Raw genomic sequence first — 16,749 nt, 5'->3', positions numbered from 1 at the left:
GCTCATTGCTCCTCGGCCCAGCTGAAGCCGTCGCGTGCGACCAGCGCGCTGGCGGCCGGCGGGCCCCAGCTGCCGGCGGAATAGGTGCGCGGGCCGGCCGTGTCCTGGGCCCAGGCGTCCAGAATCGGCTCGACCCAGCGCCAGGCCTGTTCCTGCTCATCGCTGCGCACGAACAGGTTCAGGCGGCCGGCGATGGCGTCCAGCAGCAGACGCTCGTAGGCGCCGACGCGGTTGCTCGCAAAGGCCTTGTCGAAGTCCAGGTCCAGCGATACCGGCGCCAGTGCCTCGCCGTGCGAGCCGCCCTTGGCCGCCAGCAGCTGCAGCTCCAGCCCGTCCTCGGGCTGCAGCTTGATGATCAGTCGGTTGGGCCGATTCGCGCCGGGGAAGATCGGGTGCGGCACCGGGCGGAAATTGACGACGATCTGCGCATCGCGCGCCGCCAGGCGCTTGCCGGTGCGCAGATAGAAGGGCACGCCGGCCCAGCGCCAGTTCTGTACCTCGGTACGCAGCGCGACAAAGGTTTCGCAGGCGCTATCGGCCGGAATCTTGGCCTCGTCCAGATAGCCGACCACGGCCTTGCCATCGACGGCACCGGCGCGGTACTGGCCGCGGATCACATCGCGCGCCACCGTCTCAGCGGTGAAGGGCTTCAACGAACGCAAGACCTTCAACTTTTCATCGCGGATGGCATCAGCATCGTTGGTCGACGGCGGTTCCATCGCGATCATCGTCAGCAGCTGCAGCGCATGGTTCTGGATCATGTCGCGCAACGCACCGGTACTGTCGTAGAAGGGGCCGCGGGTGCCCACGCCCAGCGATTCGGCCAGCGTGATCTGGATATTGGCAATGCTCTCGCGGTGCCACAGCGGCTCGAACAGCGCATTGCCGAAGCGCAGCGCCATCAGGTTCTGCACCGATGGCTTGCCAAGGTAGTGGTCGATGCGGAAGGCCTGGTTCTCGGCAAACACCGAGCGCACCACGCGGTTGATCTGCTGGGCGCTGGCCAGGTCATGGCCCAGCGGTTTCTCCAGCACCACACGGACGCGCGCATCGTTGATGCCGGCAGCGCCCAGCTGTTCGCAGATCTGCGTGAACAGGTGCGGGCTGGTGGCCAGGTAGAGCACCACGGTGTCGGCGTTGCGCTCGCCCAGCCAATCCTTCAGGCGCTGGTAGTGCTCGGGCTGCGAAAGATCCATGCGGCGGTAGTGCACCAGGGCGGCAAAGCGCTCGAATTCTTCGTCGCTGGGCCGCTTGGAACCGTCGACCTCGCGGAAACGCTCCTTCAGCCATTCGCGGTAACGCTCGTCGGGCATCTCGTCGCGCGCGACGGCCAGGATGCGTCCGCCTTCGGGCAGCTTGCCGTGGCGAAAGGCCTGGAACAGCGCGGGCATCAGCTTTCTCCAGGTGAGATCGCCGGTGCCACCAAAAAAGACGAGATCGAAAGACATGGGCCGCTGCCTAGGTTGCTGCATCCAGCTGCTTTTCACAGATGAATGCTTGATGTAACAAAGTTTCTGGTTTTATGATGCACGAGTTTCTTGTTCGGGTCAATTGGTGGCGCTCATCGGAAGCGCTGCACCATGGCCAATCGGAGTTTCGACGGGCGCGGTGGCTGTAACCGGGCAGCAGCGAATTCCGGGCGGCCTGCGGTTCTAATACGGGATTGACCACGCAACAGGGCCCAAGCCATGCATCAACTCGAACAACTCAAAGCCTTCACCACCGTCGTCGCCGATACCGGCAACTTCCTGCAGCTGGCGCAGTTTGCGCCGCGCGATGCGACGACCAATCCCTCGCTGATCCTGAAGGCGGTTCAATCCAGCGACTATGCGCCGCTGCTCAAGGACACGGTGGCTCAGCACAAGGGCTGGCCGCTGGATGAGATCGTCGACGAGGTGCTGGTTCGCTTCGGGCTTGAGATCCTGAAGGTGGTGCCGGGCCGTGTGTCGACCGAGGTCGATGCGCGACTGAGTTTCGATACCGCCGCCACCATCGCCCGCGCTCAGCGCATCATCGGCCTGTACGAGGCCGCCGGCATTGGCCGTGATCGCGTGCTGATCAAGATCGCCTCGACCTGGGAAGGCATTCAGGCCGCCCGCGCCCTGGAGCAGCAGGGCATTCACTGCAATCTGACGCTGCTGTTCTCGTTCTGCCAGGCGGTGGCCTGCGGCGATGCCGGCGTGCAGCTGATCTCGCCCTTCGTGGGTCGCATCTACGACTGGTACAAGAAGTCGGCCGGCGCCGCCTGGGACGAGGCGGCCAGTGCCGGCGTCAACGATCCCGGCGTCAAGTCGGTGGCGCAGATCTACACCTTCTACAAGAAGTTCGGCATCGCCACCGAGGTGATGGGCGCGAGCTTCCGCAATATCGGCCAGATCCAGGCCCTGGCCGGCTGCGACCTGCTGACCATCAGCCCCGATCTGCTGGCCCAGTTGCAGGCGACCGAGGCGCCGCTGCAGCGCGCACTGGACGCCGATGTGGCGCGTCAGGCCGAGTTGCAGCGTGTCAGTTTCGACGAGGCGGGCTTCCGCTTCGCCCTCAACCAGGATGCCATGGCGACCGAGAAGCTCGCCGAGGGCATCCGCCTGTTTGCTATCGATGCCGGCAAGCTGGACCAGATCATAGAAAGCCTTTGATGCAGTATTCGCGTTGTGACCAGAGTCGCGCCTGGGCGGCGCTGCAAGCGCATTACCAAGCGGTGGGCCGGGCCTTTGATGTGCGCGAGGCCTTTGCCCGCGAGCCCGAACGTTTCAGCCGCTGGTCGCTGCAGGCGCCGCAAGTCTTTGCCGATCTGTCGAAGAACCGCATTGATGATCACGCTCTGCATTTGCTGTTGCAGCTGGCCGCTGATTGCGGACTGCAGGCACAACGCGAATCGCTGTTCAACGGCGATGCCATCAACCACACCGAAGGCCGTGCCGTGCTGCACACGGCGCTGCGCGCGCCAGCCGGGGCGGCACCGTTTTCCGACGAGGTGCAGGCCTCGCTGACGCGCATGCTGGCCTTTGCCGAGCAGGTGCGTGATCAGGCCAGCAGCGGCATCAGCGACGTGGTGCACATCGGCATTGGCGGCTCCGATCTCGGTCCGGCCATGGTGGTGCAGGCGCTGCAGTCCTATTTGAAGGCAGGCCTGCGACTGCACTTTGTGTCGAATGTCGACGGCCACGATCTGGCGCCCTTGCTGCGCGATCTGAGGCCGGCATCGACGCTGTTCGTGATCGCGTCCAAGACCTTCACCACGCAGGAAACACTGGCCAATGCAGAAGCCGCCAAGAGCTGGTTCCTGGCCAGCGGCGGCCGCGATGTGGCGCGCCATTTCGTCGCCACCAGCAGCAATACAGCGGCGGCGGCGGCCTTTGGCATCGACACCAGCTTTGGCTTCTGGGACTGGGTTGGCGGCCGTTACTCGCTGTGGTCGGTGATCGGCTTGCCGATTGCCATCGCCATCGGCGCCGACAATTTCCGCGCCTTGCTCGCTGGCGCGCATGCCATGGATGAGCATTTCCGCCATGCGCCGGCCGAGCAGAATTTGCCGGTGCTGCTGGGCTTGATCGACGTCTGGTATCGCAATTTCCACGGCTTTGGCAGCCGCAGCGTGGCGCCCTATCACCAGGGCCTGCGTCGCCTGCCGGCCTATCTGCAGCAGCTGGAGATGGAGAGCAATGGCAAGGGCGTTGATCGCGAGGGTCAGGCCTTGCCTTTTGACACCAGCCCGGTGGTCTGGGGCGAGGCGGGCACCAATGGCCAGCACGCCTATTTCCAGATGCTGCACCAGGGCACCGATGTGATTCCGGTCGAGTTCATTGCCGTCAAGCGGCCGCAGCATGGCGAGCATGTGCAGGGTGAACTGGCCGAGCGTCTGCTTGATCAACACCAGAAGCTGCTGGCCAACTGCCTGGCGCAATCGCAGGCGCTGATGCAAGGCAAGACGGTGGAGCAGGCCCTGCACGAGAAGGCGCCCACCGCGTCGAAGGCGCTGGGCGCACTGACCGTGGCCCGCCATCGCAGCTTTCCCGGCAACCGGCCCAGCAGCACGCTGGTGTTGGAGCAGCTGACGCCTGAAGCCTTGGGCGCACTGATCGCCCTGTACGAGCACCGCGTGTTCGTCAGCGGCGCGATCTGGGGCATCAACAGCTTTGATCAATGGGGCGTCGAGCTGGGCAAGGCGCTCTGCGCCAGCCTGCTGCCGAGGCTGGCCAGTGGCGATGCCTCGGGCCTGGACGGTTCAACGGCCGGCCTGCTGCAAAGGTTGCGCGGATGAACATCGTTTTCGATTTTGGTGGCGTGCTGTTCCACTGGCATCCGGCCAGCTTTCTGGCGCGGCTGTGGCCGCAGCGCGCTGCCGACGAGCAAGCCGGGGCCGCGCTGGCGCAGGATTTCTTCCAGAACTACAGCGGCGACTGGGGGGCCTTTGATCAGGGCCTGATCGATGCGCCGACGGTGATCGCGCGCATCTCAGCCCGCACTGGCTGGCCGGCTGAAGAAGTACGCCAGGTGGTTGAGGCCGTGCCCGATGAATTGCAGGCCCGCCCGGCAACAGTGGCCCTGATCGAGGATTTGAAGGCGCATGGTCATCGGCTGTTCTATCTGTCCAATATGCCCGAGCCCTATGCCGACCACCTGGAGCGCAGCTACCCGCTGCATGACTGGTTCGACGCGGGCGTGTTCTCGGGACGTGTGAAGCTGTCCAAGCCGGGGCGGGAGGTGTTCGAGTTGGCGCAGCAGCGCTTCGGCCTGCCGGCCGAGCAGTTGCTGTTCCTGGACGACCATCCGGCCAATATCGAAGCGGCCAGGGCCTTGGGCTGGCAGGCGCTGCTGTTCAGCGATGCCGACAGCGTTCGGCCCGAGCTGCAGGCCCTGGGTTTGATCTGAGCGCCGAGCCGGCGCGTCTGGCCGACTCAGTGCGGCAGATCGCTGTCTTCGGTGGGCGCTGCGGCCTCGACGCGAAACGACTCGCTGGCCCAGGCGCCCAGATCCATTTCACGGCAACGTGCGCTGCAGAAGGGCCGCCAGCGGTTGCTGGGTGCGAACACGCTGTCGCCGCGGCAATGCGGGCAGGGCACGATCTTGGTGGCGGTTTCACTCATCGTCTTCATGCGCAGAGGGTCAGCTCGAAGCTGGCATCCTGGCCCGACAGCTTCAGACGGCCTTCCTCATCCTGGCGCATCAGCCGGATCGAGATCATCAAGCGGTGGCCGCTGATTTCAGGAATCAGGCCGAGGCTGGGGTCGATGCGCATGCGCAGCAGCTGGTAGCTGCGGCCCTGGGCCAGGCTTTGCTGGAATTGCCCGCCCTGGGCGGCGACCTTGTGCGGCGCGCCGGAGTCGCGCAGCAGGCCCAGCAGCACCTGCAAGGCCTCGGCCAAGGGCATCAGTGACTGAGTCCATTGCATCAGGTCGTTGCGGCGCCGCGCCGGCAGGAATTGCTGCCAGGTGTAGTAGGCCGGCAGATCGAACTCGCAGGTCCCGCCCGGAATGGAGATGCGGCTGCGTATGCTCATCAGCCATTCGTTGGCGGTCAGCGCGTGGCCGGCCTTGCCGGAGAGCTGATTGAGACGGTTGAAGGCGCCGTCGATGCGGGCGACGACTTCGTCCAGCGCCGCTTCGGAGATGGCCGGGTTGCCGCGGTAGCTGTTCAGCTGAGCCTTGTGGCGTTCCAGTTCCTTCAGCAGGTCGGACTTCAGGTCGGCGCGCGAGGCGACGTCCATGATCTCGAAGATCGTGACCAGGGCGAAATGATGGTCCAGCGCGGACTCGCGTGGCATCAGCTGACCCAGACGGTCGAACAGATGCTCCAGTCGCAGCATCGTGCGGATGCTCTCGTTGAACGGGTACTCGTAAAGGACCAAGGCGGCCATCCCTCGTCGGTCAGCGTGGTTCGCAAAGGCGCACTAGCGCCGCAGTGCTCGATTGTTCCACACGCACGATGCATGGCCGCAACAACGCGGCCAAAGTTTCGTACTCGTAGCCCAGGGGGCTCAAAGCCCCCAATGCCGGGCCAGGGTCAGGACTTGGCCGCGCAGCGCGTCCAGACTCAGGCCTTCGTTGACGATCACCGCATCGGCGGCGGCCCGGCGTTGGGCCCGCGTGGCCTGTTGGGCAATCACGGCATCGACCGCCTCGGGCGTCCAGCCCGAACGCTGCATCACGCGCTGCCGCTGGGTGGCGGTGTCGCAATCAACGATCAGCACGCGGTCGAGCCGCGCGCGCCAGCGGCCAGACTCGACCAGCAGCGGTACGTCAAAGACGATGGCGCTGGCCTCGCTGGCTGAGGCCAGCCTGTCGGTCTCGTCGCTGATCATCGGGTGCAGGATGCCTTCAAGGCGCTTTTTGACGCCGGCATCGGCAAAGGCCAGTGCGCGCATTTGTGCGCGATCCATGGCACCGTCAGCGCCCAGCGCCTCGGCACCGAAGGCAGCGACGATGGCCGGCAGCGCGGCGCCGCCGCTGGCGGTCAGGCTGCGCGCCAATGCATCGGTATCGATCAAGGTGGCGCCCAGGGCCTGCCAGCAGGCGGCGACGGTGCTCTTGCCGCTACCGATCCCGCCACTGAGGCCGATCCGCAGCTGCTCTGTGCGCATCAAGCCCAGCCCAGCCAGCCCATCACCCGTGGCGCCCCGGCAAACAGCACGACGAAGCCACCGCCGGCCAGGAAGGGGCCGAAGGGCACATAGCGGCCTTCGCGCAGCTTGGCATTGAGCTTCATCGCAATGCCGACGATGGCGCCAATGCACGATGCACCCAGCACGATGGGCAAAAGCATCTGCCAGCCCAGCCAGGCACCCAGCGCGGCCAGCAGCTTGAAGTCGCCATAGCCCATGCCCTCCTTGCCAGTGGCCAGTTTGAACAGCCAGTACACCGACCAGAGAGACAGGTAGCCGGCAATGGCGCCGGTCACGGCCGTCTGCAGCGGAATCGTCCAGCCGAGCAGGGCGGCCAGCAGGCCTGCCCAGAGCAGGGGCTGGTTGATCGAGTCGGGCAACAGCGTGGTGTCCCAATCAATCGCCGCCAAGGCGAGCAGCGCGGCAGCAAAGCCACACCACAGCAGGGCCACCATCTGCCCCTGGAAATGCCAGCCCAGCGCGGCGAACATCAGCCCGGTGAGCGCCTCTAGCAGCGGATAGCGGGCCGAGATCGGGCGCTTGCATTCGGCGCAGCGCCCCTTCAGTCGCAGCCAGCCGATCAGCGGCAGGTTTTCACTCCAGCCCAGTTGGTGGCCGCAATGCGGGCAGCGTGAGCGTGGCATCGCAATGCCCAGCGGAGCCAGCTTGCCCAGCGCCGTATCGACCCGCTCAGCCTGCGCGACGACGGCCTTGGCAGCGTTCGCGTCCAGGCTTGCTCCGCGTTGCAAGCCGTCCGTGTCGGCCAGTTGGGCCGCCGCGTCTGCCAGCCACTGGCGTTCCAGCATCAAGGGCAGTCGATGGACGACGACGTTGAGGAAACTGCCGATGCACAGCCCGATGATGCCCAGCGCCCACGGCGTGAGCAGCCATTGAATGTCGAATTGCATCTGGGATCAGACCACCTGGCCGAGCTTGAAGATGGGCAGGTACATCGACACGACAATGCCGCCGATCAAGCCGCCCAGAATGACGATGATGAAGGGCTCCATCAGACTGGACAGCGCCTTCACGGCCTCGTCGACCTCTTCTTCGAAGAACTCGGCGGCCTTTGACAGCATGTGATCCAGCGAGCCAGATTCCTCGCCGATGGCGGCCATCTGCAGCACCATGGTCGGAAAGACGCCGGTGGCCTGCATGGAAGTGGTCAAAGCCGCGCCGGTCGAAACATCGCGCTGGATCTTCTCGGTGGCTTCCTGAAACACCGCATTGCCCGAGGCGCCACCGACGGAGTCCAGTGCCTCAACCAAGGGCACGCCGGCCGCAAACATGGTCGACAAGGTGCGCGTCCAGCGCGCGATCGCCGACTTGTAGAGCAGGTCGCCGAACACTGGGATCTTCAACAGCAGTCGGTCCATCCGATGCTGCATTTTCTCCGAGCGTTTCCAGGTCTGGAAGAAGAAGTAAAGGCCGCCGCCGATGCTGATGAAGATCAACCACCAATAGGCAACAAAGAACTCCGACAAGGCAATCACCATCAACGTTGGGGCCGGCAGATCGGCACCAAAGGACTTGAAAACATCCTTGAACGCCGGCACGACGAAGATCATGATCACCGCGACGACGATGAAGGCCACCACCATCACCGCAATCGGGTAGGTCAGGGCCGATTTGATCTTGCCCTTGATCGCGACCGTCTTCTCCTGGTACATCGCCAGCCGATCCAGCAGTTGCTCCAGGATGCCGCCGGCTTCGCCGGCCTCGACCAGGTTGCAGTACAGCGCGTCGAAATACATGGGGTGCTTGCGAAACGCGGCTGAAAGGCTGGTACCCGTTTCAACATCCTGGCGGATGTCGTTGAGCAGGCGGGTCAGCCGCGGATTTGTCGAGCCGCGGCCGACAATGTCAAAAGACTGCAGCAGCGGCACGCCGGCACGCATCATCGTGGCCAGTTGGCGTGTAAAGACGGCAATGTCCTTCTGCTTGATCGACTTGCCGCCGGTGGAACGCCTCTTCTTGACCTTGTTGACCAGAATGCCCTGACGCCGCAGCGTGGCACTGACCATGGCTTCGCCACCCGCTCGGATCTCACCGCGAACGGTCTTGCCGTTGCGATCCTTGCCCTCCCACTCGAACACGAAGTCTTTCGCATTCTTGGCAGCACTTGCGCTTGTCGCCATATCACCTCGTCACTTTGTATCTCACGCCCAGGGGCGTGCCCAACTCATTCGTTCGTCGCAGCCAACACTTCTTCCAGCGTTGTGACCCCGCCCCTGACCTTGACCAGGCCGGACTGACGCAGATCTCGCACACCTTCACGTCGCGCCTGCTCTGCGATGTCCATGGCCGTCCCCTCGGACAAGATGATGCGCTGGATTGCTTCGGTGATGGGCATCACTTGGTAAAGGCCGACGCGTCCGCGATACCCGTTGTTACAGCTGGAGCAGCCCACGGCGCGATAGGGGCGCCAGCTGCCATCGAGCTCGTCCTCGGTGAAGCCGGCCTTGAGCAGCGCTTCGCGAGGATAGTCGGCCAGCACCTTGCAGTTTTCGCACAGGCGGCGTGCCAGACGCTGCGCCGTGATCAAGAGCACGCTGGAGGCGATGTTGAATGGGGCGACACCCATGTTCAGCAGCCGGGTCAGCGTTGTCGGCGCGTCATTGGTGTGCAGGGTGGACATCACCATATGGCCGGTTTGCGCCGCCTTGATGGCGATGTCAGCCGTCTCCAGGTCACGGATTTCGCCGACCATGATGACATCGGGATCCTGGCGCAGAAAGGATTTCAGCGCCGCCGCAAACGTGAGGCCGGCCTTGTCATTGACATTGACCTGATTGATGCCGGGCAGGTTGATTTCGGCCGGATCTTCGACGGTCGAGATGTTGACGCCGGGCTGGTTCAGGATGTTCAAGCAGGTGTAGAGCGACACTGTCTTGCCCGAGCCGGTCGGGCCGGTGACCAGAATCATGCCGTAGGGGCGATGGATGCAGGCCAGCAGGCGGTCCTTCTCCGCTTTCTCATAGCCCAGCGCCTCAATGCCCAGCTTTGCCGATGAGGAGTCAAGGATACGGATGACGATCTTTTCGCCGAACAGCGTGGGCAAGGTGCTGACGCGAAAGTCGATTGACTTGCTGCCGAACTTCAGCTTCATGCGGCCATCCTGCGGCACGCGACGCTCGGCGATATCCATGCGCGAGATCACCTTGATCCGCGAAGCCAGCTTGTCCTTGATGGCGACCGGGGGTTGTGTGATCTCGCGCAACTCGCCGTCAACACGAAACCTGACCCGGTAGTTGTACTCGTAGGGCTCGAAGTGCAGGTCCGAGGCGCGCATATTGATGGCATCGACCAGCATCTTCTGCAGAAAACGCACCACCGGCGCATCTTCCACGTCGGCCATCTCGGGCGTGTCTTGCTGCGGAGTGACATCCTCTTCAGCGATGTCAAAGTCGAAGTCACCGCCGGCAATCGTCTCCAGCGCTTCACTGGCACTGGTCGCCGCACCTTGCAGATGCTTGGCCAGCTTGTCGTACTCGACGATGACCCACTCGGGCGACAACTGGGTGGCAAACTTGATGCGCTCGGCGACTTCTTGCTCGGTCGGGTCCACGCCGCCAATAAAGAGCCGATTCCCGCGCCGACCCAGCGCAATCACCTGGTACTGTTGCGCCAGTTTGCTGTCAATGATGTTCTGAGGCAGCCGCTGCGGGTCCATCGCATTCAGATCCAGCACTGGAACCGCCAGCGCCGTCGACAGGGTATGGGCCAAATCTGCCGGCCCCACAGCGCCTGCTGCAATGACCGCGCTGACGAAGCTGATCTTTCTGTCCTTCGCCTGCTTCACCAGGTCTTCGGCAGCCTTGGCCTGCAGCTTGCCAGCATGCACGAGAATGCGTGCGACGCCTGACAGGGCTGATTGGGGGGCTTCTACCAAGGTGGACTCCACTTGCATGCTGAACCTGAGCGCTGAGGTGTTGTATGGACGGCTGCTGCAGGACGCCGGCGCCAGGGCGTCATTGTGCGCTCAGGCACAAGCAATGCGGCTCACCATCATTACCGATGCGTTTCGCACTGTAAACCCGCTTGGCGCTTGCGCCGGCCATTGGCCGGGCAGGGCTTGCCCGGGGTGCGGCGACCAAGCTGCCGTGCCGTGAAATCCTGCTGAACAGCGTGGGCGCGAGCGGCTGCAGCGCCGGCCCGAAAGCAGGCCGTCGGGATCGGCCACCGGAATGAGGCCCAAGGTCCACCGAATCAACACTGAATCTCGGTCGGTGCCGGAAAAGCGATCTGGACTCGACGGGACGAAACAAAGCGGGCCTTTGGTGTGCGCCATGCATCAAGTCCCGCGCATCGGCGATCGGTTCGGGCTTCCGAGGAATTGCCAGACAGCTGAAGTGCCCGCCCCGGCGTCGTGGATGATCGCGCTAGCTATTGCCCTGCCGCCATTCGGCAGGTCTTCCTCGGGCTGTTCGTGCAGCTTTCGCTCCACCGGCATGAAGGGCGTGGCGGTGAAGCGGCGCATCGGTCGGCCAGCGCGTGCCGAGTGAGCCCCGGCTGCCGGCCAGTCATTCACGCTGGCCCATGCCCATGCCCATGCCCATGCCCATGCCCATGCCCATGCCCATGCCCATGCCCATGCCCATGCCCATGCCCATGCCCATGCCCATGCCCATGCCCATGCACATGCACATGCACATGCACATGCACATGCACATGCACATTGACATCGCGCCCTCCGACGGCTCGGGGCTCAATCAGGTGGGAGCGCATTCTGCGCCGATCACCGACGAGGCGAGCCGTCGGGCCGCGTCCAGCAGCGGCATGCAACCGGCTCAGGGTATCGATCAGTTCGGCTCGATCGACGAGGCGCAACGCCTGGCCTTCGAGTCGATCGCATGTGCCGATTCAGTTGCCCAGAAGCCGCAGGGACTTCGAGTGCGTGGTTTCGAGGCAGGATAACTGTAAAAGTATGCGGACGTCGTTGCGCCATAAGCCGACCGGCGCAGACAATCCCTAATGCGACAGGTTGTGGCAATTTGGCCTGAGCGGTTGAACTCATGTGGTCGTCAGATAGCTTGCGCGGCATGAAAACAAGGCGCGCATTCAAAGTGAAATGCAAAAAACATAACTATATGCATGAACTCCTATTGAAGCGGCCAAAAAGGCAGTCGCTCGGTGCGATGGAAGGGCAGTATCAGCTTTCTTTTGCCGTGCTCGAGGGAAGGGGCCTGCTCATGTAGGCGCGCTGCGTATCGCGCCTTGGCAGGCCATGGCTGGCGCTTGCCCACGCTCACGTCGACTTGCGCTGACCTTCCCGAATCGAACCGGTCACGTGGCGATCTGCAGATGCGCTTTTCGTTCATGGCTCGCAATTCAGCGAGCACTGCGGCGGCATGAATTCTCGGCCGCGCTTTCAATTGGACGCAGCGATTCCAACGCATGGATGCCAAAAGTCAGCGGCAGATTTGTGTCAATCGGTACGGCATCTGTAAGCTCTTACAGGGTCGCCGATTCAAGGCGTTAAGCGCGACTTTCCGTCCCTAGAATCCGCCGGGCTCTACATAGCCAGCCCCGCGAATCAGACCTTCAGAAGAGGTTTGTCAGGTCCCTCCTGCTGCCGTGCCGCAGATTCGCGCAGGCTGTTGACCTATTGGGCAAAAACCACTGGATGGAATCGATTGAGCAGCAACTATGTCAGCAGAAGGTTCGATGAACGGAGCGGCGATGGACGAGATCGTCCCCCAGCGCCGCCGCCCCAGATGGCTGGCTGCTGCTTTGACCGGGGCGCTGCTCCTGATCGTGTCGATGGCGCTGTGGGCTTGGGCGCCCCGCGGCCTGCAAGTGCCTGCAAGCGACCTGCGGATCGCAGCCGTGGAGGCCGGCACCTTCCTCGATGAGATTGCGGTAAGGGCAAAGGCTGAGGCGCTCAACTCGGTCATTATTGACTCGATTGATTCGGGGCGTGTCGAGGCAGTCGAAGCGCGCGACGGTGTGCTTGTCAAACAGGGAGATGTGCTGTTCCGCATCTCGAATTCCCAGCGGCATCTCGAACTGCTGCAGCGGCAGAGTGAGCATGCGCAGCAGATTTCCAATCTTGCAACGCTGCGCCTGGCTTTTGAACAGGGCACGACCGAACATGAGCGGCGCCTGATTGACCTTGAGCACAACCTTGCGTTGACGCGCCGCAAGATAGAGCGCGACAAGCAGTTGGCGCTGCAAGGCTTCATCTCCGAGTCGGCCTTGCAGGAGTCGCAGGATGCGGCATCCCGCGATATGCGTGCTCTCGCGAATGAACGCACGCATGGCAGCAGCGAGATGGCGGTGAAGCGAAACGTCATCGTCGAGATGGAGCGTGCGATAGCGAAGATTGAATCGGGTCTGGCGCTCGTGGGCCGCAATGTTGACGCGCTCGTCGTGCGGGCGCCGATCGCCGGGCGCCTGACGGACTTCAAGCTGCAGGTGGGCCAGTCAGTCAAGACAGATCAGCACATTGGTCGTATCGACGATCCGAGCCGCTTCAAGCTGACGGCGCAGGTAGACGAGTACTACCTCAACCGCGTGGCTGTTGGCCGAATGGGCCATCTGCGCCACGACGGCAAGGATTACGGCATTCAGGTCAGCCAGGTCTTTCCACAGATCAAGGATGGACGCTTCTCGATTGAACTCGTGTTCTCAAGCGATCAGCCGGCGACGCTGAATCCAGGTCAAAGCCTGGATGTGCAGGTCACGCTCGGCGAGCCCAAGGCTGCGCTCGTGCTGCCCAACTCGCCCTTTGTCGCTGACAGCGGCGGCGCCTGGGCTTTCGTGCTCGACGCCAATGGCGTCGATGCGAGCAAGAAGCCCATCCAGCTTGGTCGGCGCAACAACCGTCAAGTCGAGGTGCTGGCGGGTCTGCAGGCAGGCGACAAGGTTGTCGTATCGAGCTATGCCGCCTTTGGCAACGTCACGCATCTCCAGCTCAAGCGCTGAGGGTGGTCGACGGCGTCGCGCTTTCACCAGCAAATCAATTTCTACCTAGGGCCCAGCATGTACAAATTTGTCAATGTCAACCGAGTCCACTTGGCTGGCGAAGTTCGCACCACGGCACTTTGCGACATCAATCTGAACATCGAGGCTGGCGAGTATGTGGCCATCACTGGGCCGTCGGGCTGTGGCAAGTCGACCCTGCTGAACCTGCTCGGGCTGATTGACAAGCCGAGCTCGGGTCAATGCTGGTTCGAAGGGCAGCCAGCGCACGACCTTGGCGAGAACGAGCTGGGCAAGCTGCGCAACGGCCGCATCGGCTTCATCTTTCAGAGCTTTAACCTGATCGAGGAACTGACGGTGTTCGAGAACGTCGAGCTCGCACTCGAGTATGGCGATGTGCCGCCGTCCGAGCGTGCGCGCCGGGTGACGGCGATGCTGGAGCGACTCGGCGTCGCGCATCGTGCCAAGCACTTCCCGTCGCAGCTCTCCGGCGGTCAACAGCAGCGCGTCGCCATCGCGCGCGCGCTCGTTGGCGAGCCCGCGGTCTTGCTCGCTGACGAGCCAACAGGCAATCTGGACTCTGCGCATGGCAGTGAAGTTATGCAAATGCTGCGCGAGATCAACGCGCAGGGCACGGCCATCGTGATGGTCACTCACTCGCCCGAGCATGCACAGCAGGCCAGTCGGGTGCTGCAGCTGCGCGACGGCCGCCTGGTTGGCGCTGATGCCTCGGCGGCCGCGAATCAGCAGCGGGCGCTCGCCGTGGAACAAGCCGCGGAGGCGCGATGAAGTACGGCGACTTCCGGATGGGCTGGCGCGTCATGCGCAAGCAGCCCGCCTTTTCTGCCGTCATGGTGCTTGGCCTGGCCATCGGCTTTGCGGTCACCTTTCTTGTGCTGGGCTTTCTGCATTTCGAAGCCAGCTTCGACCGGCATGTGCCCAAGGCGGAACAGGTCTATGTGCTGAAGGCACGGGCGAACTGGGGGTTGTCGTTCTGGAGCGAGAACGTGCCGCTGTCGATGAAGGAGGCGATTGCGTCAAGCGGTGCGCCCGTCCAGGCGACGGCCGTGCTGCCCTACTCGGTATCGGTGCGCGTCGGTGCGCGCAGCAGCGAGCTGGAGTTGACGCTGGTAGATCCGGACTTTGATCAGGTGTTCGGCATCAAGGCCGAGCAGGGAGATCTGCGCGCGGCTCTCAGCCGGCCTGACGCGATTTCGCTGACGCGCGAGTCGGCTCAGAAGTTGTTCGGTACAGCGGATGCGCTGGGGCAGCGTGTCCAGGTACGTGGGCAGTCATTCGAGGTACTGGCCATTGTGGCGCGCCCGCCTGAAGCCAGCTCGGTTCGCTACGAAGCGCTGGTGGGGATTGGCACGGCGCTTTGGCCCGAGCAAGAGCGGGTGCGCGCCCGGGCGCCTTGGAACTACTACTCCGAACAGCCGACCGAGTGGCCCACCTGCAAAGTCTATGTGCGGGCGCCTTCTGCCGGGCTGCTTGCCCAGTTGGAACAGCGGATCGTGGCGGACATTGAGACCTCGGCGATGCGCGGTCACCTGGGTGAGAAGGACCGCGCCGAGCTGGGCACCAACAAGTTGATCGAAGTGAAGCTGGGGCCTTTGCTCGATTCCTATCTTGACCCGCAAGCGCGCAGCAACAGTGGCCCCAAGGGCGACAGGCTCGCCAACTTCGCCTTGCTGTTTGTGGCGCTGCTGATTCTCGTGCTGACGGTGGGCAATTACGTCAACCTGGCGACCATCCGCACCGTGCAGCGGCAACGCGAGATGGCCGTTCGCAAGGTGCTGGGTATCGGAACGCGACGGCTGATCGCGCAAATGCTCACTGAGTCGATCCTGGTGTCGCTGCTGGCTGCACTGCTGGGTGCTGGCATTGCGGGCTTGATGCTGCCGTCCTGGTCGGACATGACCAGCCATCCGATTGCCCAGCTCATGGGCACGGGCGATTGGATCGTCTTCGCGCTGGTCGTGCTTGCCGGCGGCATCATCGTTGGCTTGTGCTCCGGCCTGTATCCGCTTTGGGTAGTCCAGAAGATGCAGGCGGCACAAGCATTGGCTGGGCGCGGTGGCAGCGAGAGTGGTGGTGGCCTGTGGCTGCGCCGCGTGCTGACAGTGCTGCAGTTTGGCATCGCCATTTTCGTGAGCGCCATGGTGGTGACGATCTCTTGGCAGATCAACTACCTGAAACGCATCGACTATGGCTATGCAGTCGATTCTTTGCTGGCGGTCACGGTGCCCAAGGAGCTCAGCGCGACTCAGCTGCAGAGCTTCAAGAATGCTCTGCAGGCTCGCCCCGAGATTGCCGCTGTGGCGGGCAGCGAGCTGGCTCCCACGAGGCGTGAGCTGAGTTTGCCCGGGGCGGCTCCGGTCGTTCTTGACCAGCAACGGGTGAGCCCCGAGTACTTCGCGACCTTGGGGCTTGCTGTGCAAGCCGGGCGCGCGTTCGATGCCGGCATTGACGCAGCCGAGACGGCGAAGGTCGCCATCGTCGACCCGCAGGCGGCGCTGCGGCTCGGGCATGCCGATGCGCAGGCGGCTGTTGGCAAGTTCGTTGATCTGGGCGCCGGTCAGGGACCCTTGCAGATCGTCGGCGTGAGCCGGCGTGAAGGCAGTGGCTTTCGTCAGGCCGCCGACCAGGCCGTCGTTTACACCATCGGTGTCGAGCCGACGCTGCTGATGGTGCGTGCAGGCCAGGACATCGAGGCGGCCCGCGGTGCCGTCGAAGCACTGGCCAGCGAGCTTTTCCCAGACCAGTTCTTCAGTGTGCGCAAACAGCGCACACGGCTCGAACTCAATGCCGGCGGCCCCATGGTGATCCTGCAGATTTGCCTGATCGTGGCGGCCGTGATCGTGCCGCTGTCTGTCTTCAGCGTCTACATCCTGTCGGCGTTCACGGTGCAGAAGCGGGCGCGTGAGATTGTTGTGCGCAAGCTCCACGGCGCGAGCCGCGCCGATATTGCGCGGCTGCTGGCGCGCCAGTTCGTTTGGCTGCTCGCGATTGCAGCCTTGCCCGCCTTGCCTGCCGCCTACCTGTTCGGCCAGATGTTCCTTCAGCAGTTTGCTGAGCAGGCTGCGATCGGTGCCTGGGCGACCTTGATCGCCTTGCTCGGCGCGCTTGTGGTGACGCTGATCGCAGCCCTGCGCCACACCCTGGTGGCGATGCGCATGGCCCCGGCGGACGTGTTGCGCGCCGCCTGAAGCAAAGAGGCTAGA

15 protein-coding genes are annotated in these 16,749 nt (G+C 63.6%); 7 read left to right on the top strand and 8 right to left on the bottom strand.

Going from position 1 to position 16,749, the window contains the following annotated elements; all coding sequences use genetic code 11:
- Positions 1-2: 2 nt before the first annotated feature.
- Positions 3-1,448, bottom strand: a complete 1,446-nt coding sequence (gene zwf, locus RQP53_RS22785) for a glucose-6-phosphate dehydrogenase (RefSeq protein ID WP_315653016.1) — start codon at positions 1,446-1,448, stop codon at positions 3-5.
- 240 nt (positions 1,449-1,688) lie between these two features.
- On the opposite strand from zwf, the gene tal reads away from it, so the two are divergent.
- The 3 genes from tal to RQP53_RS22770 are packed head-to-tail and all read left to right on the top strand — an operon-like array spanning position 1,689 to position 4,872.
- Complete coding sequence (gene tal / locus RQP53_RS22780; RefSeq protein ID WP_315653015.1) at positions 1,689-2,636, top strand: transaldolase; 948 nt, start codon at positions 1,689-1,691, stop codon at positions 2,634-2,636.
- Entirely contained in the window at positions 2,636-4,261 is a 1,626-nt protein-coding gene (gene pgi / locus RQP53_RS22775; RefSeq protein WP_315653014.1) for a glucose-6-phosphate isomerase, read from the top strand. The genes tal and pgi overlap by 1 nt, the downstream gene beginning before the upstream one ends.
- The gene (locus RQP53_RS22770; protein WP_315653013.1) at positions 4,258-4,872 is read left to right on the top strand and encodes an HAD family hydrolase; all 615 of its coding nucleotides are present in this window, start codon (positions 4,258-4,260) and stop codon (positions 4,870-4,872) included. The genes pgi and RQP53_RS22770 overlap by 4 nt, the downstream gene beginning before the upstream one ends.
- 26 nt (positions 4,873-4,898) lie before the next feature.
- Here the strand turns inward: RQP53_RS22770 and RQP53_RS22765 are convergent, their stop codons facing one another.
- The 7 genes from RQP53_RS22765 to RQP53_RS22735 form a co-directional block, all read right to left on the bottom strand.
- A complete protein-coding gene (locus RQP53_RS22765) occupies positions 4,899-5,096 on the bottom strand; it encodes a DNA gyrase inhibitor YacG (protein WP_315653012.1) in 198 nt (65 codons plus the stop codon).
- Positions 5,093-5,848 (bottom strand): cell division protein ZapD, encoded by a 756-nt coding sequence (gene zapD / locus RQP53_RS22760; protein WP_315653119.1) that lies wholly within the window; start codon positions 5,846-5,848, stop codon positions 5,093-5,095. The genes RQP53_RS22765 and zapD overlap by 4 nt, the downstream gene beginning before the upstream one ends.
- 129 nt (positions 5,849-5,977) lie before the next feature.
- Positions 5,978-6,580 (bottom strand): dephospho-CoA kinase, encoded by a 603-nt coding sequence (gene coaE, locus RQP53_RS22755; protein WP_315653011.1) that lies wholly within the window; start codon positions 6,578-6,580, stop codon positions 5,978-5,980.
- Positions 6,580-7,509, bottom strand: a complete 930-nt coding sequence (locus RQP53_RS22750; protein ID WP_315653010.1) for a prepilin peptidase — start codon at positions 7,507-7,509, stop codon at positions 6,580-6,582. The genes coaE and RQP53_RS22750 overlap by 1 nt, the downstream gene beginning before the upstream one ends.
- Before the next feature lie 6 nt (positions 7,510-7,515).
- The gene (locus RQP53_RS22745) at positions 7,516-8,739 is read right to left on the bottom strand and encodes a type II secretion system F family protein (RefSeq protein WP_315653009.1); all 1,224 of its coding nucleotides are present in this window, start codon (positions 8,737-8,739) and stop codon (positions 7,516-7,518) included.
- A 44-nt stretch (positions 8,740-8,783) separates the two neighbouring features.
- A complete protein-coding gene (gene pilB / locus RQP53_RS22740) occupies positions 8,784-10,511 on the bottom strand; it encodes a type IV-A pilus assembly ATPase PilB (protein WP_315653008.1) in 1,728 nt (575 codons plus the stop codon).
- 613 nt (positions 10,512-11,124) lie between these two features.
- On the bottom strand, positions 11,125-11,250 hold the full coding sequence (locus RQP53_RS22735) for a hypothetical protein (protein ID WP_315653007.1): 126 nt from the start codon (positions 11,248-11,250) through the stop codon (positions 11,125-11,127).
- Positions 11,251-11,272: 22 nt separating this feature from the next.
- Here RQP53_RS22735 and RQP53_RS22730 point away from each other — a divergent pair, with 22 nt between their 5' ends.
- The 4 genes from RQP53_RS22730 (at position 11,273) to RQP53_RS22715 (ending at position 16,734) form a co-directional block, all read left to right on the top strand.
- Entirely contained in the window at positions 11,273-11,518 is a 246-nt protein-coding gene (locus RQP53_RS22730) for a hypothetical protein (RefSeq protein ID WP_315653006.1), read from the top strand.
- Between the two features lie 765 nt (positions 11,519-12,283).
- Positions 12,284-13,528, top strand: coding sequence for an efflux RND transporter periplasmic adaptor subunit (locus RQP53_RS22725; protein WP_315653005.1), 1,245 nt, complete (start codon positions 12,284-12,286; stop codon positions 13,526-13,528).
- Between the two features lie 57 nt (positions 13,529-13,585).
- Positions 13,586-14,314 (top strand): ABC transporter ATP-binding protein, encoded by a 729-nt coding sequence (locus RQP53_RS22720; protein WP_315653004.1) that lies wholly within the window; start codon positions 13,586-13,588, stop codon positions 14,312-14,314.
- Positions 14,311-16,734 (top strand): ABC transporter permease, encoded by a 2,424-nt coding sequence (locus RQP53_RS22715; protein ID WP_315653003.1) that lies wholly within the window; start codon positions 14,311-14,313, stop codon positions 16,732-16,734. The genes RQP53_RS22720 and RQP53_RS22715 overlap by 4 nt, the downstream gene beginning before the upstream one ends.
- The last annotated feature ends 15 nt before the right edge of the window (positions 16,735-16,749 follow it).

It is taken from the genome of Roseateles aquae, from assembly GCF_032337115.1.
In the GTDB taxonomy this organism is placed as follows: Bacteria; Pseudomonadota; Gammaproteobacteria; order Burkholderiales; family Burkholderiaceae_C; genus Roseateles_C; species Roseateles_C aquae.
This window is presented reverse-complemented; position numbering and strand designations above follow the sequence as displayed.